General features: G+C 64.0%; 15 protein-coding genes. 4 read left to right on the top strand and 11 right to left on the bottom strand.

Annotated elements, in window-relative coordinates; translation table 11 throughout:
- The first annotated feature begins 337 nt into the window (after nt 1–337).
- Both gltB and FJ953_RS11425 read left to right on the top strand, forming a co-directional pair.
- Nucleotides 338–5,062, top strand: coding sequence for a glutamate synthase large subunit (gene gltB / locus FJ953_RS11430; protein ID WP_140624332.1), 4,725 nt, complete (start codon nt 338–340; stop codon nt 5,060–5,062).
- A gap of 142 nt (nt 5,063–5,204) precedes the next feature.
- Nucleotides 5,205–6,659 (top strand): glutamate synthase subunit beta, encoded by a 1,455-nt coding sequence (locus tag FJ953_RS11425; protein ID WP_140624330.1) that lies wholly within the window; start codon nt 5,205–5,207, stop codon nt 6,657–6,659.
- Nucleotides 6,660–6,813: 154 nt separating this feature from the next.
- On the opposite strand, the gene FJ953_RS11420 is transcribed toward FJ953_RS11425, so the two are convergent.
- The gene (locus FJ953_RS11420) at nt 6,814–8,043 is read right to left on the bottom strand and encodes a DUF459 domain-containing protein (protein WP_140624327.1); all 1,230 of its coding nucleotides are present in this window, start codon (nt 8,041–8,043) and stop codon (nt 6,814–6,816) included.
- A gap of 27 nt (nt 8,044–8,070) precedes the next feature.
- Nucleotides 8,071–9,294, bottom strand: coding sequence for a lytic murein transglycosylase (locus FJ953_RS11415; protein ID WP_140496283.1), 1,224 nt, complete (start codon nt 9,292–9,294; stop codon nt 8,071–8,073).
- 201 nt (nt 9,295–9,495) lie between these two features.
- Here FJ953_RS11415 and galU point away from each other — a divergent pair, with 201 nt between their 5' ends.
- A complete protein-coding gene (gene galU, locus FJ953_RS11410) occupies nt 9,496–10,410 on the top strand; it encodes a UTP--glucose-1-phosphate uridylyltransferase GalU (RefSeq protein WP_181168598.1) in 915 nt (304 codons plus the stop codon).
- A 56-nt stretch (nt 10,411–10,466) separates the two neighbouring features.
- On the opposite strand, the gene FJ953_RS11405 is transcribed toward galU, so the two are convergent.
- Nucleotides 10,467–12,254, bottom strand: a complete 1,788-nt coding sequence (locus FJ953_RS11405; RefSeq protein WP_181167716.1) for an outer membrane beta-barrel protein — start codon at nt 12,252–12,254, stop codon at nt 10,467–10,469.
- A 227-nt stretch (nt 12,255–12,481) separates the two neighbouring features.
- On the opposite strand from FJ953_RS11405, the gene FJ953_RS11400 reads away from it, so the two are divergent.
- Nucleotides 12,482–13,483: a KpsF/GutQ family sugar-phosphate isomerase gene (locus FJ953_RS11400; protein WP_140624325.1), complete on the top strand. Its 1,002-nt coding sequence runs from the start codon at nt 12,482–12,484 to the stop codon at nt 13,481–13,483.
- A gap of 114 nt (nt 13,484–13,597) precedes the next feature.
- Here the strand turns inward: FJ953_RS11400 and FJ953_RS11395 are convergent, their stop codons facing one another.
- From FJ953_RS11395 to FJ953_RS11360, 8 genes are all read right to left on the bottom strand, one after another.
- Nucleotides 13,598–14,062 (bottom strand): NfeD family protein, encoded by a 465-nt coding sequence (locus tag FJ953_RS11395; protein ID WP_140496280.1) that lies wholly within the window; start codon nt 14,060–14,062, stop codon nt 13,598–13,600.
- 24 nt (nt 14,063–14,086) lie between these two features.
- Entirely contained in the window at nt 14,087–15,037 is a 951-nt protein-coding gene (locus FJ953_RS11390; protein ID WP_140624323.1) for an SPFH domain-containing protein, read from the bottom strand.
- 89 nt (nt 15,038–15,126) lie between these two features.
- The gene (locus FJ953_RS11385) at nt 15,127–16,371 is read right to left on the bottom strand and encodes an FAD-binding oxidoreductase (protein ID WP_140624321.1); all 1,245 of its coding nucleotides are present in this window, start codon (nt 16,369–16,371) and stop codon (nt 15,127–15,129) included.
- Nucleotides 16,372–16,426: 55 nt separating this feature from the next.
- On the bottom strand, nt 16,427–17,491 hold the full coding sequence (hemH, locus tag FJ953_RS11380; RefSeq protein WP_140624318.1) for a ferrochelatase: 1,065 nt from the start codon (nt 17,489–17,491) through the stop codon (nt 16,427–16,429).
- Between the two features lie 133 nt (nt 17,492–17,624).
- A complete protein-coding gene (locus tag FJ953_RS11375; RefSeq protein ID WP_140624316.1) occupies nt 17,625–19,649 on the bottom strand; it encodes a bifunctional metallophosphatase/5'-nucleotidase in 2,025 nt (674 codons plus the stop codon).
- A gap of 204 nt (nt 19,650–19,853) precedes the next feature.
- The gene (locus tag FJ953_RS11370) at nt 19,854–20,231 is read right to left on the bottom strand and encodes a hypothetical protein (protein WP_140496275.1); all 378 of its coding nucleotides are present in this window, start codon (nt 20,229–20,231) and stop codon (nt 19,854–19,856) included.
- Nucleotides 20,232–20,417: 186 nt separating this feature from the next.
- A complete protein-coding gene (locus FJ953_RS11365) occupies nt 20,418–21,863 on the bottom strand; it encodes a homospermidine synthase (RefSeq protein WP_140624314.1) in 1,446 nt (481 codons plus the stop codon).
- Between the two features lie 110 nt (nt 21,864–21,973).
- Nucleotides 21,974–22,897: a DUF3445 domain-containing protein gene (locus tag FJ953_RS11360; protein WP_140496273.1), complete on the bottom strand. Its 924-nt coding sequence runs from the start codon at nt 22,895–22,897 to the stop codon at nt 21,974–21,976.
- Nucleotide 22,898 lies beyond the last annotated feature (1 nt).

The following is a 22,898-nucleotide window of genomic DNA, read 5'->3' as shown; positions in this document are numbered from 1 at the left end:
TATTTCACGAAACTTTGTGTCGCGGAACGCCGAAGTTTTTTGTGAATCGGTCTTGTATGCGCCCGGCTTTTCTGCCATAAAAATTTAGGACAGTAGTGCTGTCTTATTTTGTCGCGCAAAACAGGCTGGATTGGCGTATTCTAAGCCTCTCCGGCTTTTGCCGCGAGCGACAGGTGGACGGCCGTGCTCTGGCCTGTACGATACCGGATGCGAACCGCGCGGCGAGCCGCATGGTTCGACAAGGATTTCGCAAGACGTGCCGTAAGGATGAAGGGGAAGCAATGCGCTTCCCGAGGCAAACCAGCGCCCGCAAGGACGCGGAATGGAGGACAGGACGATGACGGAATTGACGCACGCTGCGACGAACGGCAAGGCCGCGCAGACGAAAGCGGCAGCCGTCAAAACCCTGGCCAATACCCGCCGCACCGGTTTGACCGCCCAGGGCCTTTACGATCCGCGCAACGAGCACGATGCCTGCGGTGTCGGCTTCATCGTCAACATGAAGGGCGCGAAGTCGCACACGATCGTCGAGGACGGGCTTTCCATGCTCGAAAACCTGACGCATCGCGGCGCCGTCGGCGCCGATCCGCTGATGGGCGACGGCGCGGGCGTGCTGGTGCAGATTCCCGACGGCTTCTTCCGCGAGGAGATGGCCGCGCAGGGCGTCGAGCTGCCGCCGGCGGGGCAGTATGGCGTCGGCCATTGGTTCATGCCGCAGGATGCCGCGCTGCGCGCCCATGTCGAGGACATCATTGCCGAATCGGCGCAGTCCGAGGGGCTGCCGCTGCTCGGCTTCCGTGACGTGCCGGTCGACAATTCGTCGCTCTCCAAGGCCCCGGATATCGTGGCATCCGAGCCGTTCCACCGGCAGGTCTTCATCGGACGCACGGCCGACATTCCCGACGACGAGGAGTACGAGGCCAGGCTCTATCTGCTGCGCAAGGTCATATCGGGCCGCATCTACGCCGAGAACGACAACAAGGACATCGGCGCCTACTGCGTGTCGCTGTCGGCGCGCACCATCGTCTACAAGGGCATGTTCCTGGCCTATCAGGTCGGAGCCTATTACAAGGACCTGTCCGATCCGCGCTTCGAAACGGCGCTGATCCTGGTCCACCAGCGCTTCTCCACCAACACCTTCCCCTCGTGGAAGCTGGCGCATCCCTATCGCATGGTCGCGCATAATGGCGAGATCAACACCGTGCGCGGCAACAACAACTGGATGGCGGCGCGCCAGGCGTCGGTGGATTCGGAGCTGTTCGGCAACAACATCTCCAAGCTCTGGCCGATCTCCTATGAGGGCCAGTCCGACACCGCATGTTTCGACAATGCGCTCGAGTTCCTGTTCCAGGGCGGATACAGCCTCAGCCACGCCATGATGATGCTGATCCCGGAAGCCTGGGCCGGCAACAAGCTCATGGACGCCGACCGCAAGGCCTTCTACGAATACCACGCGGCGCTGATGGAGCCGTGGGACGGGCCCGCCGCGGTCGCCTTCACCGACGGGCGCCAGATCGGCGCCACGCTCGACCGCAACGGCTTGCGGCCAGCGCGCTACATCGTCACCGACGACGACCGGGTCATCATGGCGTCGGAGGCCGGCGCGCTGCCTGTGCCGGAGGAAAAGATCGTCCAGAAGTGGCGGCTGCAGCCCGGCCGCATGCTCTTGATCGATCTTGCCAAGGGCCGCATCGTTTCCGACGAGGAGATCAAGTCGGAGATCGCCACCAGGCATCCCTACAAGACCTGGCTCGCCAATACGCAGCTCATCCTGGAGGACCTGAAGCCGGTCGAGCCGCGCGCGCTGCGCAAGGATGTCAGCCTGCTCGACCGCCAGCAGGCGTTCGGCTACACCCAGGAAGACACCAAGCTCTTGATGTCGCCGATGGCCACCACAGGCCAGGAAGCCGTCGGTTCGATGGGCACCGACACGCCGATCTCGGCGATGTCGGACAGATCGAAGCTGCTCTACACCTATTTCAAGCAGAACTTCGCCCAGGTCACCAATCCGCCGATCGATCCGATCCGCGAGGAACTGGTGATGAGCCTGGTGTCCTTCATCGGCCCGCGGCCCAACATTTTCGACCTGGTCGGCAGTTCGCGCCGCAAGCGGCTGGAAGTGCGCCAGCCGATCCTGACCAATGGCGATCTCGAAAAGATCCGCTCCATCGGCCACACCGAGGATCGGTTCGACACCAAGACGATCGACATCACCTATGCCTCGATCGAGGGCGCGGCCGGCATGCAGGGCGCCATCGATCGGCTGTGCGAGCGGGCGGAAGCGGCGGTCGCCGGCGGCTACAACATCATCATCCTGTCCGACCGCCAGCTCGGGCCGGACCGCATCGCCATTCCCGCGCTTCTGGCCACGGCCGCGGTGCATCATCATCTGATCCGCAAGGGGCTGCGTACTTCGGTCGGGCTCGTCGTGGAATCCGGCGAGCCGCGCGAAGTGCATCATTTCTGCTGTCTTGCCGGCTACGGCGCCGAAGCGATCAATCCCTATCTCGCCTTCGACACGCTGCTCGACATGCACAAGCGCGGCGAACTGCCGGAAGAGGTCGACGCCTACGAAGTCGTGTCGCGCTACATCAAGTCGATCGGCAAGGGCATCCTCAAGGTGATGTCGAAGATGGGCATCTCGACCTACCAGTCCTATTGCGGCGCGCAGATCTTCGACGCGATCGGGCTGAAGACCGATTTCGTGGAGAAGTATTTCACCGGCACCGCCACGCTGATCGAAGGCGTCGGGCTGGACGAGATCGCCGAGGAGACGTTCAGGCGTCATACGGATGGTTTCGGCAACGATCCGGTGCTGCGCAACAGCCTGGATGTCGGCGGCGAATACCTGTTCCGCATGCGCGGCGAGGCGCATATGTGGTCGCCCGACGCGGTCGCCACCTTGCAGCATGCCGTGCGTCAGGGGTCTTGGGAGACCTTCAAGGAGTATTCCGCGCAGATCGACAGCGAGACGGCGCGCGCGCAGACCATTCGTGGCCTGTTCAAGATCAGGCTGGCGGAAGATACCGGCCGCAAGAAGGTCCGTCTCGACGACGTCATGCCGGCGGCCGAGATCGTCAAGCGTTTCTCGACCGGCGCGATGTCGTTCGGCTCGATCTCCAGGGAAGCGCATACGACGCTGGCGCGCGCCATGAACGCCATCGGCGGCAAGTCGAACACTGGCGAGGGCGGCGAAGAGGCAGACCGCTATCTGCCGCTGCCCGGCGGCGGCAAGAACCCCGAACGTTCGGCGATCAAGCAGATCGCTTCCGGACGGTTCGGCGTGACGGCCGAATATCTCGTCAACTCCGACGTCATGCAGATCAAGGTGGCGCAAGGCGCCAAGCCCGGCGAGGGCGGCCAGTTGCCCGGCCACAAGGTCGACGCCACCATCGCCAAGGTCCGGCACTCGACGCCCGGCGTCGGCCTGATCTCGCCGCCGCCGCATCACGACATCTATTCGATCGAGGATCTGGCGCAGCTGATCTACGATCTGAAGAACGTCAACCCGGCGGCCGACATTTCGGTCAAGCTGGTGTCGGAGGTCGGGGTCGGCACGGTCGCGGCGGGCGTCGCCAAGGCGCGCGCCGACCACATCACCATCTCGGGCTACGATGGCGGCACGGGTGCCTCGCCGCTGACGTCGCTCAAGCATGCCGGCAGCCCGTGGGAGATGGGCCTTGCCGAGACGCACCAGACCCTGGTGCTCAACGGTCTCAGGTCGCGCGTGGCGCTGCAGGTCGATGGCGGATTGCGCACAGGCCGCGACGTCATCATTGGCGCGCTGCTCGGCGCCGACGAGTTCGGCTTCTCGACCGCGCCGCTGATCGCGGCCGGCTGCATCATGATGCGCAAATGCCATCTCAACACCTGCCCGGTCGGCGTGGCGACGCAGGATCCGGTGCTGCGCAAGCGCTTCAAGGGCACGCCCGAGCACGTCATCAACTTCTTCTTCTATGTCGCTGAAGAGGTGCGCGGGCTGCTTGCCGAAATGGGCTTCACCCATATCGACCAGATCATCGGCGACGCCGATCTCCTGGAAAAGCGCGACGTGATCCAGCATTGGAAGGCGCGCGGGCTCGACTTCTCGAAGATGTTCTACAAGCCCGATGCGCCACATGAGGCGGTGCACTGGACCGAGCGGCAGAAGCACCCGATCGACGACGTGCTCGACCGCAAGCTGATCGAGCTGGCCAAGCCGGCGCTGGAGGCCAAGCTGCCGGTCAAGATCGAGGTCGACATCCGCAATGTCGATCGTTCGGCGGGCGCCATGCTGTCGGGCGAGGTGGCCAAGCGCTTCAAGCACAAGGGCCTGCGCGAGGATACGATCCAGGTGAAGCTGACCGGGACCGCCGGCCAGTCCTTCGGCGCCTTCCTGGCGCGCGGCATCTCCTTCGAGCTGGTCGGCGCCGGCAACGACTATGTCGGCAAGGGCCTGTCGGGCGGCCGCATCATCATCCGGCCGCCGGATGAAGCCAAGATCGTCGCGGCCGAGTCCATCATCGTCGGCAACACGGTGCTCTATGGCGCTACCGAAGGCGAGGCCTATTTTGCCGGTGTCGCCGGCGAGCGCTTCGCGGTGCGCAACTCGGGCGTCGTCACCGTCGTCGAGGGCGTCGGCGACCATGGCTGCGAATACATGACCGGCGGCATCGTCGTCGTCATCGGCAAGACCGGCCGCAACTTCGCCGCCGGCATGTCGGGCGGCGTTGCCTATGTGCTGGACGAGGCGGGCGATTTCGCCGAGCGCTGCAACATGGCCATGGTCGAGCTGGAGCCGGTGCCGGAAGAAGACGACCTGATGGAAAAGCTGCTGCATCATGGCGGCGACCTCGACCACAAGGGCCGCGTCGACGTCTCGGGTGACATGACCAGCCATGACGAGGAGCGGCTCTATCAGCTGATCTCGAACCACGTGCACTATACGGGTTCGGTGCGCGGCCGCGAGATCCTCGACAATTGGGCGGCGTTCCGGCCGAAATTCCGCAAGATCATGCCGGTCGAATACCGCCGCGCGCTGATCGAGATGGAACGCATGCGCATGAGCGTGGCGGCCGAATAGATCTTCGCAAAGGCCGGGAAGCCTAGGCTTCCCGGCTCCATGTCACTGATAATTTGACCTCTCGCGGAAGGTTGCCACGGCTGCCTGAAGAGGTTAACGGGTGCGGCGAAAACCGCACCATCTGGACAGCAGGAACTGGACTATGGGCAAGGTAACAGGCTTTCTCGAGATCGACCGGCAGGTGCACAAGTACCAGCCGGCCTCCGACCGCATCCGGCATTTCCGCGAGTTTACGCTGCCGATGTCGGACAAGGAGGTCGAGAAACAGGCCGCGCGCTGCATGGACTGCGGCATCCCGTTCTGTCACGGGCCGACCGGCTGCCCGATCCACAACCAGATCCCGGACTGGAACGACCTCGTCTATAACAGGGACTGGGACAATGCGATCCGCAACCTGCATTCGACCAACAATTTCCCCGAATTCACCGGCCGCATCTGCCCCGCGCCTTGCGAGGAAGCCTGCACGCTGAACCTCGAGGACATTCCGGTGGCCATCAAGACGGTCGAGCAGGCGATCGCCGACAAGGCCTACGAGACCGGCCATATCAGGCCCTATCCGCCGGAGAGGAAGACGGGCAAGCGCGTCGCCGTCATCGGCTCCGGCCCGGCCGGCATGGCCGCCGCCCAGCAGCTCGGCCGCGCCGGCCATGATGTCCATGTCTACGAGCGCGAAAGCCGGCCAGGCGGGCTGATGCGCTACGGCATTCCGGACTTCAAGATCGAGAAGCACTATATCGATCGTCGCATCGAGCAGATGCAGGGCGAAGGCGTGACCTTCCATTGCGGCGTCAATGTCGGCATCGACAAGCCCGTGGCCGAACTGCTCGCCGAGCATGACGCGGTGCTCTATTGCGGCGGATCCGAGACCCCGCGCGCGGCCAATATCCCCGGCGACGATCTCGGCGGCGTCTATGACGCGATGCCCTATCTCGTGCAGCAGAACCGGCGTGTCGGCGGCGAGCCGATCCAGTCGGTGGCGTGGCCGTCGCACCCGATCATCGCCAGCGGCCAGCATGTCGTCGTCGTCGGCGGCGGCGATACCGCTTCCGACTGCGTCGGCACCGCCTTCCGCCAAGGCGCCGTGCGCGTCACGCAGCTCGACATCCGTCCGCAGCCGCCGGAGAAGGAAGACAAGCTCGCCGTCTGGCCCTACTGGGCGACCAAGATGCGCACCTCCTCCTCGCAGGCCGAGGGCGCCGAGCGCGAATTCCAGGTGGCGACACTCGAATTCATCGGCGAGGAAGGCCAGCTGACCGGCGTCAAATGCTGCGAGGTCGACGATAAGCGCCGACCGATCGCCGGCACCGAGTTCGTCATCCGCGCCGATCTCGCCTTCATCGCCATCGGCTTTGCCGGGCCGGCCATGGCCGGCGTGGTGTCGGAACTCGAAGGGGAGATGAAGATCGTCACCGACAGCCGGCGCTCCCGCAATGTCGAGGCCAATGACCGCGACTACCGGACCAGCGTCGACAGGCTCTATGCCGCGGGTGACGTGCGCCGCGGCCAGTCGCTGGTGGTGTGGGCGATACGCGAAGGCCGCCAGGCGGCGCGTTCGATCGACGAGGCATTGATGGGTTCGAGCGTCCTGCCCCGCTGAGACCGTTTGGAAACTCTACTGCTGCGGCCATAAGGCGTTTTCTGCGCTTCCGGTGCTCCCGTACCCAAAAAGTACGCTCGCTCCGGTTCTTGAAAACGCCATCCTATGGCTCGCAGCAGCGAGTTCCGAAAACCGGTTTCGGCCCTCCGCGCTGCTAAGGAGTGATGGCCGTCGTCGTGCCAGCCGCGGCGGCCGCGGCTGCCGGATTTGTCTTCGGCGGCCAGGCGAAATCGTCGGCGCGGCCGGGCGAAGCCACCGGCGCCTTGCCCTCGACTACCAGTTTTTCGCCGGGCAGGCCCGGGTTGGCCTTCGCGGGCGGTCCGGCGCCGAGCAGTTCCGTGCCGCCGTCGAGCGCCGGATCGCTGAGCAGCATCGGCGCGGTGCGGTCAATGACGATGGGAGCGGCGGCCGGCGCCGGCGCCTCGACCGGCGCGCCGGCAGGAGCAGCGGTCGGGGCGACGCTTCCCGGCGCGGCCAGGCCCAGGACCTTCATCAGCGGCTTTTCGGTATAGAAGGCGAGCTTGCGCTTGCCGGCCTTCGACATGTTGATGCCGTCATCGGAGCGCAGCCGCACGGGCTGGCCGTTGATGTCGGGGCCACTAGTGACGAAGGCGCCGTTCTCATCGACGAATCCATCCCAGATATCGACAAATTCGCCGCCATGGCTTTCGGCCGCCTGACGGTAGATGTCGTTGAAGGCGAGCATGTCGGATGTCATCTTCGAAACCCTGAACGCCGGCATGCCGACCCACAGGAAAGGCACCTTGGCCGTGGCGATGGCCTTGCCGAACGCTTCGGTGCGGCGCTCGTATTCCTTGGTCCAGGTCTCGGAACGGGGCTGCTCGCGCACATCCCCCACCTTCATCGGCTGGCGGTCGTTGGAACCCAGCATCACGACCACGGCGGCGGGCTTTTCGGTCTCTATCAATGATTTGATCTGTTCTGGCCAATTGTAGAAATCATCGCGCACGAAGCCCGACGAGCCATTGGAGCGAACGACGATCCTGACGCCGGTATTCTCGGCAAAGGCGGTGTCTAGACCTTCGGCGAGCCCGGCCGCCATGAAATCGCCGACCACCAGGACGACCCGGGCGTCCGGCGCCTTCTCGGCGATCGGGATTTCCGGTTCCGCGGGCGGACGCGGCGCGCGCGGCTTTTTTGCCTTGGGCCTGGGCCTTGGTTTCTGGATGTCCAGCGGCGGCTCGATCCGCTCGCTGCGGCGCGGGAACAGAAGGTCACGCAATGACCAGCCGCGGCTTTGCTGCTCCTGCGCCATGGCGGGCGCATGGAAGGCGCCTGCCATGGCGACGGCGAGCACGGCGACGGCCAGGAACAGCACCAGCATGCGGGGAATGAACGTCCCGATGCGCGCAGCCCAAGCCAATCGCTCCTCCTCAGTTCATGACAGGCCCTATTTTTGCCTGAGCCATTTGAGCACTTCCATGCTCGGATAGCCGTCCTGGGTCAAGCCGACCTTTGCCTGATAGGCCATGATGGCCGACTTCGACCCGTCGCCGATCTTGCCGTCGAATTTGCCATCATAAAGGCCGTGCTGGGAAAGCCGCTTCTGCAATTCCTGCCTTTCCTCGAACGTCAGCTTGGTGAAAGGCCGTTTCCAGTCCTGTACGAGGCCGGTGGAACCGGCGATCTCGTCGGCAAGAAGGCCAACGGCAAGCGCGTATTTGTCGGCATTGTTGTAAGCCTTGATGACCGAGAAATTCCTGATCATCAGGAAGGCGGGACCGCCGCGGCCATCCGGTACTTTCAACGTCGCCTTGTCGCTGAGGTTCCTGAACGGCTTGCCGCTCGCCCTGACCACGCCGAGCGCCTGCCATTGCGCCAGCGTCCTGGAGCCTGCAGGCAGCTTGCCGGCCGGCAAGGCCACCTCGTAGCCCCAGGTCTTGCCGGCCTGCCAGCCATTCTTCTTGAGCAGATTGGCTGATGTCGCCAGCGCATCGGGAATGGAATTCCAGATGTCGCGCTTGCCGTTGCCGTCCATGTCCACGGCATAGTGCTGGTAGCTGGTCGGGATGAACTGGGTCTGGCCCATGGCGCCCGCCCAGGAACCCATGAGGTGGCTCTCGTCGATGTCGCCGGTCTGGAGGATCTTCAGTGCGGCGACCAGTTGCGTGCGGGCATATTTCGACCGCTTCTGATCGCCATATGCCAGGGTCGCCAGCGAGCGGACGACATTGCGCATGATGTCGTCGCGCTTGAGGATCTCGCCATAGTTGGATTCCATTGACCAGATGGCCAGCAGGACGTTGCGGTCAACGCCGAACCTCGCCTCGATCCTGTCCAGCCACGGCTTCCATTTCCTGGCCATCTGCTGGCCGACCGCGACCGACTGGTCGTGGACGCGGTTGTCGAAATAATCCCAGGCGGGCGCGGTGAATTCCGGCTGGGTTCGGGCTTTTTCCAGCACCACCGGATCGGGTTCGTCGATGCCCCTGAAGGCGCGGTCATAGACGGCGCCGGAAACGCCCCCCTGCACCGCGGTGGCGCGGAAGCCGGCGACCCATTGCCGGAAGCCGGCATCGGCGAAGGCCGGCCCGGCAGGCATCAGCATGGCGAGCGAGAGGCTGGCGGCCGTCATGACGCTGGTGAAACGCTTTGCGGCATTGCGAACGGACATCTTTTCCTCCTTCTCCGTCTTGGGAAAGACCATTCATCGCCGAACCAGGTTAGGAATTGGTTTACCATAGGCCGCCCCTGGAACGAAAAGGCGCCTCGATGCTTCTACCGGTGCAAGTTTCCCTTCATCCGCCCGATAATCCTCAATTCCGGCGTGAAAATGTCGCGGGGCGGGATTGCGGAGCCGGCCTGCAAACGGATAATTGAAGGCATGAAGAGAGTTCGCAAGGCAGTTTTCCCGGTCGCAGGTCTCGGCACGCGGTTTCTCCCGGCCACCAAGGCCGTCCCCAAGGAAATGCTTACCGTCGTCGACCGGCCCGTCATCCAATACGTGGTGGACGAGGCGCGCGAGGCAGGCATCGAGCATTTCATCTTCGTCACCGGGCGCAACAAGGCGGTCATCGAGGATCATTTCGATATCCAGTTCGAGCTCTATGACACGCTCGCCCAGCGTGGCAAGGACGACCAGCTCGCCAGGCTGCAGCGGCTGCAGCCCGGGCCGGGACAGACCAGCTTCACTCGCCAGCAGGTGCCGCTCGGACTTGGCCATGCCGTCTGGTGCGCGCGCGAACTGGTCGGCGACGAGCCGTTCGCGCTGTTGTTGCCCGACATGATCATGCAGTCGGAAAAGAGCTGCATGAGGGACATGGTCGACCTCTATGCCGAGACCGGCAACAACATCATCGCGGTTCAGGAATGCGATCCCGCCGAGACCCATAAATACGGCATCGTCGGCCGGGGCGAAGCCACCCATCATGGCTTCCGCATCACCGAGATGGTGGAAAAGCCGAAGACCGGCACCGCGCCCTCCAATCTCTACATCAATGGCCGCTACATATTGCAGCCCGAGATTTTCAAAATCCTCGAAGGCCAGGAGAAGGGCGCCGGAAACGAGATCCAGCTCACGGACGCAATGCTGAAGCTGGAGAAGCAGCAGCCCTTCTACGGCTACCACTTTCAGGGCCGCACCTTCGATTGCGGATCGCCGGAAGGGTTCGTCGAGGCCAATGTGGCCTTCGCGCTCTGGCGCAACGACATGAACCAGAGCATGGCCGGCGTCATCCGCAGGCTTCTCGACGAGATGGCGCCTTCGGAGCACGTGGTGGCGGCGCTTTAAGGGAGGCGCTGTCTGGCCGATGTCTCGGATGCGGCACGCAGCTTAGCGGCCCGCGCTTACCGCTGCACCTTCAAGCCGAGATAGATGCTGTTGGCGGTGTAGTCGCGGCCAGGCAGGTTGCTGGTGAGCTTCTCGGTCCTGGCGCGGGTGGTGAGGCCGGCATAGCGGTTCAGCCACCATGTCAGCCCGGCTTCGGCGCTCAGCACCCTGTCATGGCCGTCTATGCCGATATAATCGCGCCAGTCCAGGCCCAGCGCGGCATTGCCGGTCAGGTTGGCGCGGATCTGGCGTTCGGCCGTGAGGCGGCCGGAATAGAGGATGTCGCCGCTTTCACCTGCGGTGGTCGTGGGCTCGACCGTGGTCCGCCCGGTCAGGCCTATCGTGGTGCCGCGTTCGGGCGACCATTTCAGGTCGGCGTCCACGGTGGCACCCGCGATCGCCCCCAGGCGGTCGTCGTCGATCGCTTCCCGCAGCCAGCCGGCCGAGAACTCGCCGGCGAGCTTCTCGCCCATGTCGAGCTCGAGGCCGGCGCGGGCACCAAGCCGCGTTGATGAACGCTCGAAGCCTTCATTGTCGAAGCGTTGATCATAGGCCCTGCGCCCGAGCTCGATTTCGGTGAAAGGCGTAAGGGCAGGGGAGATTTCGTAGCCGGTGCGCAAGGTCGCCGTATAAAGCGTGGAGTTACGATCCTTCTGCGACAGCGAGGTGTCGTCAGAAAGCTTGGCATCGCCATAGAAGTCGTGCGAGACCGCGCCGGTCAAAGTGTATTGCGCCTTGCCGACGTCCTTTTCGATGCCGAGGCTGCCGTCGATGGTCTGGCGCAGCGGTTGCTTGCTGACGCCTGCAATGGCGTCGGGCGACGAGGCCGATTCCGGCACGGCCTCGTAACCGAGCTTGGCGACGGCGCGTTGCTCGTTGTCGAGGTCGACATTGAGCTGGCCTTCGATGCGGCCTTGCTCATTGTGAACCGGGTAGCCCGAGACGGTCTCGCGGAAGAGGCCATAACCATCAATGGTCGCGGAGTTCTCGCGCCAGTCGGAGGCGGCGGAAAAGCGCAGTGCCGTCTCGGACAGCAGCGCCGCTTTGCCGGCACTGCTGGAATCGCCGTTCGAGGTGGCGGTCAGGCCCTGCTCCAGCGTCGGCCTTATGACGAAGGAGCCCCATTTGATGCCTGGAGCGGCGAACGGATCGTCCTCGATTTTCTTCTTCTGCCCTTCGATGGAAGCGGTGCGTTCGGCGCCCGGATCGAGCTGCTGCCGGTCGACGCTGTCGATCGTGACGGCGCGGCGGTTGGCGGTCTCCTGGTCGGTGCCGGTGCCGGTGCCGGTGACGGTGGCGTCGGCATCGTCGGCCGTGCTGGCGGTCGTGGTCGCGTCGGTCGTCGCGGTGGTGTTCTTTTTCTTTGTCTTCGCCCTGTCGGCGGCCTTGTCCGCATTGGCCTGCCCGGTGGCCGATGGCCGGCGTGGTTTGGGCGGAGGCGGATTGTCGGCGGTCACGTCGTCACCGGCCGCCGGCGGGTCGAAGATGCTGCCAGTGGGCGAGGCGGCACCGCTATCGTCAGGAGCAGCGCCGGCGCTGGCGGGCAGATAGGTGCGCGACGGCGTGTCGTCCTGACCGGCGGCATTCGCTGGCTGCTGTTGACCCTGACCGGCTATGGCGGCCAGTCTCGCTTTGCGCTGCTGGTCGGACAGGATCGCCGATTCCGAGACCTCGCCGCGCAGCTCCGTTTCCTGGGCGAAGGACAGCGTCGGTCGCGGCAGGCCGAAGATGCTGGTCGCCAGCAGCAAGGCGCAGGCAGCCTTGCTCTTTCGCCTTCTCGTCTTTTCTGATTGGGCCCCGGACATCGCCACCACTGCTTGCGCGGCGCGAGCGCGCGCCATACTTACCGAACCGTAAATGGGGATGGTTAACGGAGGGTTGAGGCGGGGGGCGATTGCTTTTCCAAGCGCTCATTGTTCCAGGCCTCGACATTCGTGACCTTGCGCTTCGTTCATTCGAACCGCTCTCCTAGACGGTCGGGGGAGGCATTTCCGTTGGACAGGCGCGGCACAAAGCGCTAATCGCATCGGCCATGGATGCGCGATCCCTCGACAAGAAGCCGTTGGACAGACAGGCCTCTATCGCTTCGGCACTAAGAACGGTGGCGACCGAACAGGCGGGAGTGGCGGCGCTGGCCGAGGCGCTCGAAAATGGGCTGGCGAAGCCCTTTGCCGAAGCGGTCGACATGATCTCGAGGATCGAAGGCCGGGTCATCGTCACCGGCGTCGGCAAAAGCGGCCATATCGGCTCGAAGATCGCCGCGACCCTGGCCTCGACCGGAACGCCGGCTTTTTTCGTCCACCCCGCTGAAGCCAACCACGGCGATCTCGGCATGATCGCCAGGGACGATGCCATCATCGCCATGTCATGGTCGGGCGAAAGCAAGGAGATGATGGGCATCGTCGCCTATTCCAGGCGCTTCTCCATCCCGCTCATTGCAATCACGTCCGGTGAGACATCGGCGCTGGCGCGCGCCGCTGACGTCGTGCTTTTGCTGCCGCGTGCGCCGGAAGCCTGCCCGCATGGCCTGGCGCCGACGACATCGGCACTGCTGCAACTGGTGATGGGCGACGCGCTGGCGATCGCCCTGCTCGAGGCGCGGGGTTTCACGCCCGATCATTTCCGCACCTTCCATCCCGGCGGCCAGCTCGGCGCCAACCTGATGCAGATCCGCGAGATCATGCATGTCGGCGAGAGGTTGCCGCTGGTCGTTTCGGGCACCGGCATGCCGGACGCGATCCTGGAGTTGTCGCGCAAGGGCTTCGGCTGCGTGGCGGTCACCGCCGCCGACGGCGCGCTGATCGGCATCGTCACCGATGGCGACATCAGGCGTCACATAGGCAGCAACCTGACGGCGATGACGGTCGATGAGGTGATGACGAGATCTCCCAAGACCGCGGCGCCGGACACGCTGGTGGCTACGGCGCTGCAGACGATCAACAATTCAGCCATCACCAGCCTGATGGTGGTGGAGGGCGACAAGCCCGTCGGGCTCGTCCACCTGCACGATCTTTTGCGCATCGGCGCTGCGTAGAGCAGTTCACCGTTTCACGGAAACGGCGAACTGCTCTATCTCTTTGTTTCTGCACAATTCCGGACGGAAAACCGTACACACTTTTCCTGGAATTGCGCTAGCGCGGAGCCGGTTTCACACCCGCTCGACGGTCAGTTCGAGATCGGTGTCGGCGGCTCCGGTGACGCGCACCTGGGTGCCGGCCGGCAGGTCAGGGCCAGAGACGCGCCACAGCGTGTCGCCGAGCTTGATGCGGCCGCGGCCGTCGCGGATCGGCTCGGCCAGCGTCGCCATCCTGCCGATCATCTGCGCCCCACGGCGGTTGAGCAGCGGCTGGTCGGTCGGCTCGTCGCGTCCGCCGATGAGTTTCTTGCCGACCAATGCCGAGACCAGCGACAGCGCGAGGAAGACGAGCACCTGGACCTGCCAAGTCCAGCTGGCCGCATCCCAGACCAGCAGCGATACCGCGCCGACGATCAGCGCGGCGATGCCGGTCCACAACATGAAGATGCCCGGTGCGATGATTTCCATCGCCAAAAGCACGAAGCCCAGAACCATCCAGTTCCACGGGCCGAGTTCGGAAACGATGCGGTCGATCATGGTTTTGATCCACTCACAAAGGCATTAGTTGTCGCTCGGCCTGACGACCGGAGGTCGTGAGACCTGCCGTTGCGTGCCGGCCGGCCCGTCGCCCTTGAACACTTCCCTGGCGATCTCGCCGATGCCGCCCAGCGAGCCGATCAGCGACGACGCTTCGAAAGGCATCAGCACGATCTTGCTGTTGGTGGCCGAACCGATCTTGCCCAGTGCTTCGGTGTATTTCTGGGCGACGAAGTAGTTGAGCGCCTGCACATCTCCCTTCGAGATCGCTTCCGACACCACTTGCGTGGCGCGGGCTTCCGCTTCGGCGGAGCGTTCGCGTGCCTCGGCATCGCGGAAGGCGGCTTCCTTGCGGCCTTCGGCCTCGAGGATCTGCGACTGCTTGAGGCCCTCGGCGGCAAGGATCTGCGCGCGTTTGTTGCGTTCGGCCGTCATCTGCCGGCCCATCGATTCGATCAGGTTGGCTGGCGGATTGATATCCTTGATCTCGACGCGGGTGATCTTGATGCCCCAGGGATGGGCCGCTTCGTCGACCACGCGCAGCAGGCGCTCGTTGATCGCGTCGCGGTTCGACAGCAGCTCGTCGAGATCCATCGAGCCCATCACGGTGCGGATGTTGGTCATGGTCAGGTTGAGGATGGCGTTCTGCAGGCCGGAAACCTGGTAGGCCGCCTGCGCCGCGTTGAGGATCTGGAAAAAGGCGATGCCGTCGACACCGACGATGGCGTTGTCGCGGGTGATGATCTCCTGGCTCGGGACGTCGAGCACCTGCTCCATCATGTTCAACTTGGCGCCGATGCGATCGATGAACGGCACGATGAGGTTGAGGCCTGGCGACAGCGTTTTCGTGTAACGGCCAAAGCGTTCGACCGTATAATTGTAACCTTGCGGGATTGTCTTTATGCCTTTGAACAGCACCAGCACGACAAGAGCGACCAGAACAATAATCGCGATATCGAAACCACTGAAATCCATTTGGCTCTCCCTCAAGAGGCAAGCCATGGGAGCCATTCTCCCGCAGCCGGCTTCAGCAAACACTTAAGTGTGTTTCAACAACGTTACCATCAGGTGATGAGGGATTGTTTGTGTCGCTGCTGCCGGTGGCTGAAGGCGAACAGGCTTGCGTCCGTATCTTCCGATCCGGCGATGGCGGCAGAAACGATTTCGGATGCGATTTGCGAGAAGGCGATGCCGTTGCCGCCATAGCCCATCACGGCCTGGATGCGCGGATGCCCAGGGATGGCGCCGATATAGGGCAGGCCGGTGGTTGTGGTGCCGAAGGAGCCGGTCCAGGCAAAATCGGGCCTGGTGTCCAGATCCGGGAACAGGCGGCCGAGCTTCCTGGCCAGTCTCAGGCTCTTGCCGGCGATCAACGCGTCACGCCGTTCCTTGTCGATAAAATCCTCGTCTTCGCCGCCGCAGATCACCCTGCCGTCGGCTGTCGCCCTTGCATAAAGATAGGGGTCCGACGCTTCCCAGATGAGGGCCGCGTTCGGCCAGATCTTTCGCGGCTGCGGGCGTGTGGCGATGGCCCATGTCGAGATGACGCGGTGGGCGGCTGCCGGCACGATGTCGGTCAACTCGTAGCCGGTCGCGAGCAGGACGTGCTGCGCGCTGATTATGGGGCCGCCCCTGGTGGCGACGACGACCTCCTTGACGCTGTCTTCGATCGCGGTCGCCTCGACCGGGGCGTAGAGGCGCGCCTTGCGCTCCAGCGCCTTCAGCAGCAATCCGGCGGTCAGTTTGCGCGGATCGAGCACGATGTTGCCATGGCTGAGGATGGCGCCGTCGCGCTCGATGCCGAATCGCGCAGCCAGCGGCGCAGGGGCGAGATAGGTCGCGGCGATGCCCGCCTGTCGCCGCGCCTCGGTCTCGTCACGCAACTGCGATGGGCCGAGCACGGTACCGGCCAGATAGAGGGAGGGGGCGCGGCTCAGGCGGCAGTTGATGGAGAGCTCGGCTATGCGGCCGGCAAGGTTGGAAACGGCCAGACGCGAGCGCCGCCAGGCCTGTTCCGCCGAGGCCTTGCCGATCATCCTGCCGAGTGCCGTCAGCGGCTGGTCGATCTCGAACTGCACCAGAGCGGTGGTCGCCGACGTCGACCCTCTCAGCGGGCCGCGCCGGTCGATGCAGATCACCGAACGGCCGTCCGCCGTCAGCGCTTCTGCGATCATGGCGCCGCTGATGCCCATGCCTATTACCAGCACATCGGCCTTGGCGTCACGGGTCAGAGCGCTTGTCGGGACAGCGGGTGCCCGATAGGCGGACCAGACTGGCCGCCCGCTTCTGAGGTCGAGCTTGCGGGGCATCGATGGTCTCCGGAAGGCGCGCCTCAACGCCCCGGAACGTCCATTGTTCCCGGTTTCAGATCCAGCCGGACAGTTCGCGCCGCACCATCGCCTCGATCACCGCCATGCCTTCGGGACTGTCGTTGAGGCAGGGGATGTGCGCGAATCTTCCGCCGCCGGCATGATGGAAGGTTTCCGCCGCCTCGCGGCCGATCTCGTCCAGCGTTTCGATGCAGTCGACGGAAAAGCCGGGGTTGACGATGGCGATCGATTTCACGCCGTCCTTGGCCAGTTTCTCCACCGTCTTGTCGGTGTAGGGCTGCAGCCATTCCTGTGCGCCGAAACGCGACTGGAAGGTGGTGATCAGCTTCTTCTCGTCCCAGCCGAGCCTCTCGCGCAGCAGCCGTGTCGTCTCGAGGCAATGCTCGCGGTAAGGATCGCCTTTGTCGGAATAGGGTTTCGGGATGCCGTGATAGGAGGTGATGACCACCTCCGGGTCGAAATCGAGGCTGGCCAGATGCCGTTCGATCGAATGGGCGAGCGCCTCGATATAGACCGGTTCGGCATAATAGGGCGGCACGCTGCGGACGGCAGGCGCCGCACGCATCTTCATCAGCGCCCGGAACAACTGGTCATTGGCAGTCGCCGTGGTGGTGGCCGAATATTGCGGATAGAGCGGAAAGGTCAGGATGCGGTCGCAGCCCTGCGCGACCAGGCTTTCGGCGACGCTCGCGGTCGAGGGATTGCCGTAGCGCATCGCCCAGCCGACGACCACGTCGGGCAGGTCGCGCAATGCCACGGTCAGCTTCTCGGCCTGGGCGCGGGTATAGGTGCGCAGCGGCGACTCGTTGTTCTCGCGATTCCAGATCCTGGCATAGTTGGCGCCCGACTTCTTCGGTCGCGTGGTCAGCACGAGGCCGTAGAGGATCGGATACCAGATCGCCTTGTTGAGTTCGATGACGCGTGGGTCGGACAGGAATTCGCGGAGATAGCGCCACATCGGCCTGAAATCGGTGCCGTCCGGCGTGCCGAGATTGACCAGCATGACGCCGACCTTGCCCGCCTTGGCCGGCGAATGTCCGGCCGGTCTCGGTCCCACGGTCCTCGCGGGCTTGGCGTCGACAGGGATGGAAGGCGGCATTGCGGGTCTCCGAACACGGCGCGAAAGTAGCGACGCCGCGCTGCTTTTCAATGCAGCGTCTGGCCGCACCTTACCAAAAACAGGACGCCCGCCCTGTTTCGGCGGGTGTCCCTGCGCGCAAAGGCGAAGGCGGTTACCTCGGCGGTATGGTCAAGGTGGCGCCGACCGGAAGCCGGCGCGGCTCGTAGCCCTTGTTGGCTTCGGAAATGACTTTCCACCTGGTGCCGTCGCCATAGGCCTTCTTTGCCAGGTCCCAATAGGTATCGCCGGCGACGATGACATGGCTGGTTTCGGCCGGTGCGGCCTCGGCGGGCTTTGCCGGCTCAGCCGGCGCGGGTGTTGCCGGGGCAGGGGCGGCTTCGGCAGGCTTTGCCGGTTCCGCAGGTGCTGGCGTTGCCGGAGCGGCAGGCGTTGCCGGTGCGGGCGCAGGCGCGGCCTCGGTCGACACGGCCGGCGGCGTGTTGGCGATATCGCCGGAGTTGGCAGGCAGATCGGGCATTGCTTCGGCTGGCTTGGCGGGCTCCGCCGCAGGTGCGGCCGCTGTCGTCGCGGCGATCTCGGTGATGCGGCCGTCGAGCTTGGGCGTGTAGGGCCGGTGCGCGCCGAGATAGTCGGCGACCACCTGTTCGAGGCCGGGGCCGTAATCATAGGCGTTCTTGGCCTTTTCGGCGAAAACCTTGTAGCCGTCGCCGCCCTGGCGGACATAGTTGTTGGTGGCGACCAGATAGTCCTTGTCGGGATTGAGCGGCGTCCAGGCGCCGTTCTCCATCACCTCGACAGACTTGACGCGGCCGGCATTGGCCGGGGCGGATTTGTCGAAGGCGTATTTCAGGCCGGCCACCTGCGGGAAGCGGCCGGCGCCGTCTTCGACCTGGCTGAGGCCGCTTTCGAGCCCGGCAACAAGGTCCTTGCCCGAGATCTGGAAGGTCGCCAGCGTGTTCTGGAAGGGCAGCACGGTCAGCACCTCGCCCATGGTGACGGTGCCCTTGTCGATCGAGGCGCGCAGGCCGCCGCCATTGGAGATGACGATCTCGACGCCCTGTCCCTTGACGTGGTCGAGGATGGCGTCGGAGACGAGATTGCCCATCGCGCATTCGCGGGCGCGGCAGCTCTCGCGGCTGCCGTCGATGACGTCGGTCGTCTCGGCCACTTCCTTGTTCTTAAGCGCTTCGATCGGCGCGCCGAGCTCCTTTATGCGGGCGAGCACGGCGGGATCGGGCGTGATCGACTTGTCGAGGAGGATCGGGTCGCCGCTCGCCGACTTGACGACGCCATTGTCGTCGAACACGACCTTGAACTCGCCGAGATATTTCGAATAGGACGCCGCCTGCACGACCGGCACCTTGTAGCCGTCCGGATTGTCGACCATGGTCGGATAGGGGCCTGCCGCCTTCGGATCGGTGTTGGACAAAAGCGTATGGCTGTGGCCGCCGACGACCACGTCGACGCCCGGGATCTTCGCTATGACATCGCGCTCCCTGTTGTAGCCGATATGGGTCACGGCAATGATCTTGTTGACGCCCTCTCCCTTCAGCTTCTCGACCTCGGCCGTGATCGACTTGACGTCGTCCTCGATGGCGATGTTGGGGCCGGGAGTGGCGAGTTCGGGCGTATCGTTGGTGACGGCGCCGATGATGCCGATCTTCTGGCCGCCGACCTCGACGACGATGGACGGCTTGACGCGGTCACCGAGCTTGGACTGCGCGTTGGCTTTCACATTGGCGCCGAGCACGGGGAACTTGATCATGTCGAGGAACGGCGCCAATGCCGTTTCGCCGTCGTCGAATTCATGGTTGCCGAGCGCCATGGCATCGAACTTCATGTCGTTGAGGAACTCGCCTTCGGCCTTGCCTTTGTAAGTCGTGTAGAACAGCGAGCCCTGGAAATTGTCGCCGGCGCTGAGCAACAGCACGTTCTGGCCTTCCAGCTTCTTGCGCTCCTGCGCGATCGCCGTGACCAGCCGGCCGGCGCCGCCGACGCATTCGCCCTTTGTCTCCTCGTCGGCCGAGCAGGTGGATTCGTATTTGTTGTTGCTTTCGATGCGGCTGTGCCAGTCGTTGATGTGCAGGATATTCAGCGTGTAATCGGCAAAAGATGCGCCGGCCGACAGGCCCAGCGTCGACGCGGAAAGGGCGGCAATGGCGGCAAGTTTCTTCATCTTCGTCTCCCGGATAGGCTGATCAGAGCCGTTTAGCGCTCTTGCTTGACCGGTCTCTAACAGCCGGCTTTTTCAGCCATGTTCCCATCGCGTTCCGGAGCATGCAAGGGAAAATCGGGGCAAAACCCCGTTGATCTCTGCGGGGCACAAAAAAGGACGGCGGCCATTGGCCGCCGTCCTTTGGAGGTCTGAATGCCTGGCGGTTCAGGCGCGCCGGGTCAACACGAAATTCTGGCCGGAGCCGCTGGTGCAGTTGAGCTGGCTGGTGGACACCAGCAAGCAGTTGAAGCTCACCGGCGTCTGCCGGATCAGCGAGGTACCGTGGATCTCGACCGAAGTGGCGCCGGTCATCGTATAGGTACCGTCGGACAGCTTCTGGCCGGTATCGGTCGCTACCGTGGTGAAGGTTCCGCCGGCAAAGGTCGAAAGACCGGTGCCCTTGGCGTCGATCCAGGAGCCTTCTACGCCCTTCGGCGCGGCCCCTATCGACGGCTCGTCGGGACCGCTGGTTGCACAAGCGGCCAGCCCCACCATCGTGGCCGCCGCAACACTCATCGAAAGAATCTTGCGCGCAATGGTCATGTAAAAATCCTCTCCTCGCCCGTCGGCCCGAAATCGGAAAACGACTTTCGGAAAGCACGGTGCATGCATCCAAGTTTCAAGAGCGTAGTTCATGCGTCCAGATGGACGCGGCTTGCTCCCGTCCGCATCCTTCAATCGCCCGATTTCCGGGCGATTGCAAGGCAGTGAGGCATGCTTGGCGCGACGCTATCGCACCAGGATGTTGCGGAATTGCCACGGGTCGTTCCGGTCGAGGTCCTCCGGAAACAGGCCGGGCCGATTATCGAGCGGTGTCCAGTCGGTATAATAGCCCTTCACCGGTCCGAGATATTGCGACTGCACGTCCAGACAGCGCTTGTAGTTCATCTCGTCGGCCTCGACGATGCCGGCTTCGGGGTTCTCCAGCGCCCAGACCATGCCGGCCAGAACCGCCGAGGTGACCTGCATGCCGGTTGCGTTCTGGTAAGGCGCCAGCTTGCGCGCTTCGGCGAGCGACAGTTGCGAGCCGTACCAGTAGGCGTTCTTGTCATGGCCGTAGAGCAGCACCCCGAGCTCGTCTACGCCATCGACAAGTTCGTTTTCGTCCAGCACGTGGTGTACCGGTTGCGCCTTGCCGGCGGCGCCGAACATTTCATGCAGCGACAGCACCGCGTCGTTGCAGGGATGGTAGGCGTAGTGGCAGGTCGGGCGGTACTGAACCTTGCCCTTTTTGGAGCGCACGGTGAAGAAATCGGCGATCGAGATCGCCTCGTTGTGGGTCACCAGGAAGCCGTATTGCGCACCTGGCGTCGGGCACCACGAGCGCACGCGCGTGTTGGCGCCGGGCTGCTCCAGATAGATTGCGGCCTTGGAGCCATGCTTGTGTTTCTTGCCGTTCTTGGGCATCCATTTCTCATGCGTGCCCCAGCCGAGTTCGGCGGGCTGCAGGCCCTCGGAGATGAAGCCCTCGACCGACCAGGTGTTCCAGAACACGTCCATCGGCTTCGGCTTCTTGGTGCGCTGGGTGTCGCGCTCGGCGATATGGATGCCCTTGACGCCCGCCTTCCTCATGAGCTTCGCCCAGCCCTCGCGGTCTTCCTGCGCGGGTTCCGAAAACTCGAGGCCGAGATCGGTGGCCAGGTTGACCAATGCCTGCTTGACGAACCACGAGACCATGCCCGGATTGGCGCCGCAGGTGGAGACCGCCGTCGTGCCGCCGGGCTTGTCGTGCTTTTCCTTGAGCAGCGACTCGCGCAACGCATAGTTGGTGCGGCTGGCATTGTCGGCCTCGGCATCGAAGTAGAAACCGAGCCATGGCTCGACGACCGTGTCGATGTAGAGCACGCCGAGCTTGCGGCAGAGCCGCATCAGATCCACCGAGCCGGTGTCGACCGACAGGTTGACGCAAAAACCCTGGCCGCCGCCATTGGTCAGAAGCGGGGTCAGGAGCTTCTTGTAATTCTTCTCGGTCACCGCATCCTGCATGAAGGTGATGCCACGCTCGTCGAGCAGCGCGCGATCGGTGCCGCGCGGGTCGATGACCGTCATGCGCGATTTGTCGAACTTGAAATGGCGCTCGATCAGCGGCAGCGTGCCCCGTCCGATCGAGCCGAAGCCGATCATCACCACAGGGCCGGTGATCTCACCGTAAACGGGCCAGTTTTCATTCGCCATTTTATCGAGCACTCCTTCAGACAGGTGCAAAACCCGGGCATTCTCGCCCAACGGGCATGCGCTACATCACAGATCATTGTCATAAACCAGTGAAAAGCGCCAACTGCCGGTCAGGCGGCGTTCGCCATTTGGTTAAGGACGCCGACCAGCCGGTCGCGGTCTGATGTCAAGCCCTTGTAATCGAGCTGGGCGATGTCGAGCGCTTCGAGCTGGGCAGCGAAAGCCGGAGCCAGCGTTGCCCGGTCGGGGTGATGCGCCAACGCCGCCAGCGGGTCGAGATGAATGCGGATGGTGAACAGGATGTCGCCCGAGACGGGCAATTTTCGAAGCGTCTGCCGCTCGACGCGGATGAAGGCGTGGGCATTGGCGTCGCCATCGGCAAATCGCGACGGGCGGCTGGCGGCGCGCTCGATTCGCTCGACATTGGATAGCGGATGGTAGAGCGCATCGCCCGATTGAATCGACCAGTTGTAGCGCTCCACGGCCTGGCCCTGGAGGCCGTCGAACATGCGGTTGATCAGCTCGGCCGGCCGCGTGCCAGGGCCAAAACCCGGCACGGGCGCATGTATCTGCTGCAACGGCTTGCCGAATTTTTCGAGCAGCGACCAGGACGAGGGAAAGCAGAGCGAGCCGGCGGCGAGCCGCCAGCCGTCTTCGCCGCGGCGCATCAGGATCAGGTCTTCCTGGACGAGCAGCGAGGCCGCGACAAGCGGCGCCTTGGCGAAGTCGCCCTCGGGATTGCCGCCGGCGGCGATCACCTCGACCCCGCCACTGGCACGCCGATGGGTCTCGGGAAATACCCGCGGCAAGTGCGCTTCGAGCAGGTCGAGCACTTCGCGCTGGGCATCGCGCGTGCCGTCTTCCTCGACGAACACGGTGCCGGGCATTTCGGCATAGAGCCGCTGCTTCTCGGCGAGGAACGGCAGGAGATGTTCGTCGACTTCGATCCAGTCGGCCAGGGCAAGCGGCTTCAGCCCGATGGTGAACAGCTTGGACGAGCCATCATAGGGCGTGTGGGTGGGCAGCGATGTCATG

The organism is Mesorhizobium sp. B2-3-6 (assembly GCF_006442305.1).
Taxonomy (GTDB): domain Bacteria; phylum Pseudomonadota; class Alphaproteobacteria; order Rhizobiales; family Rhizobiaceae; genus Mesorhizobium.
Note: the sequence above shows the minus strand (reverse complement) of the source record. Positions and strands in the feature narration are given on the sequence as shown.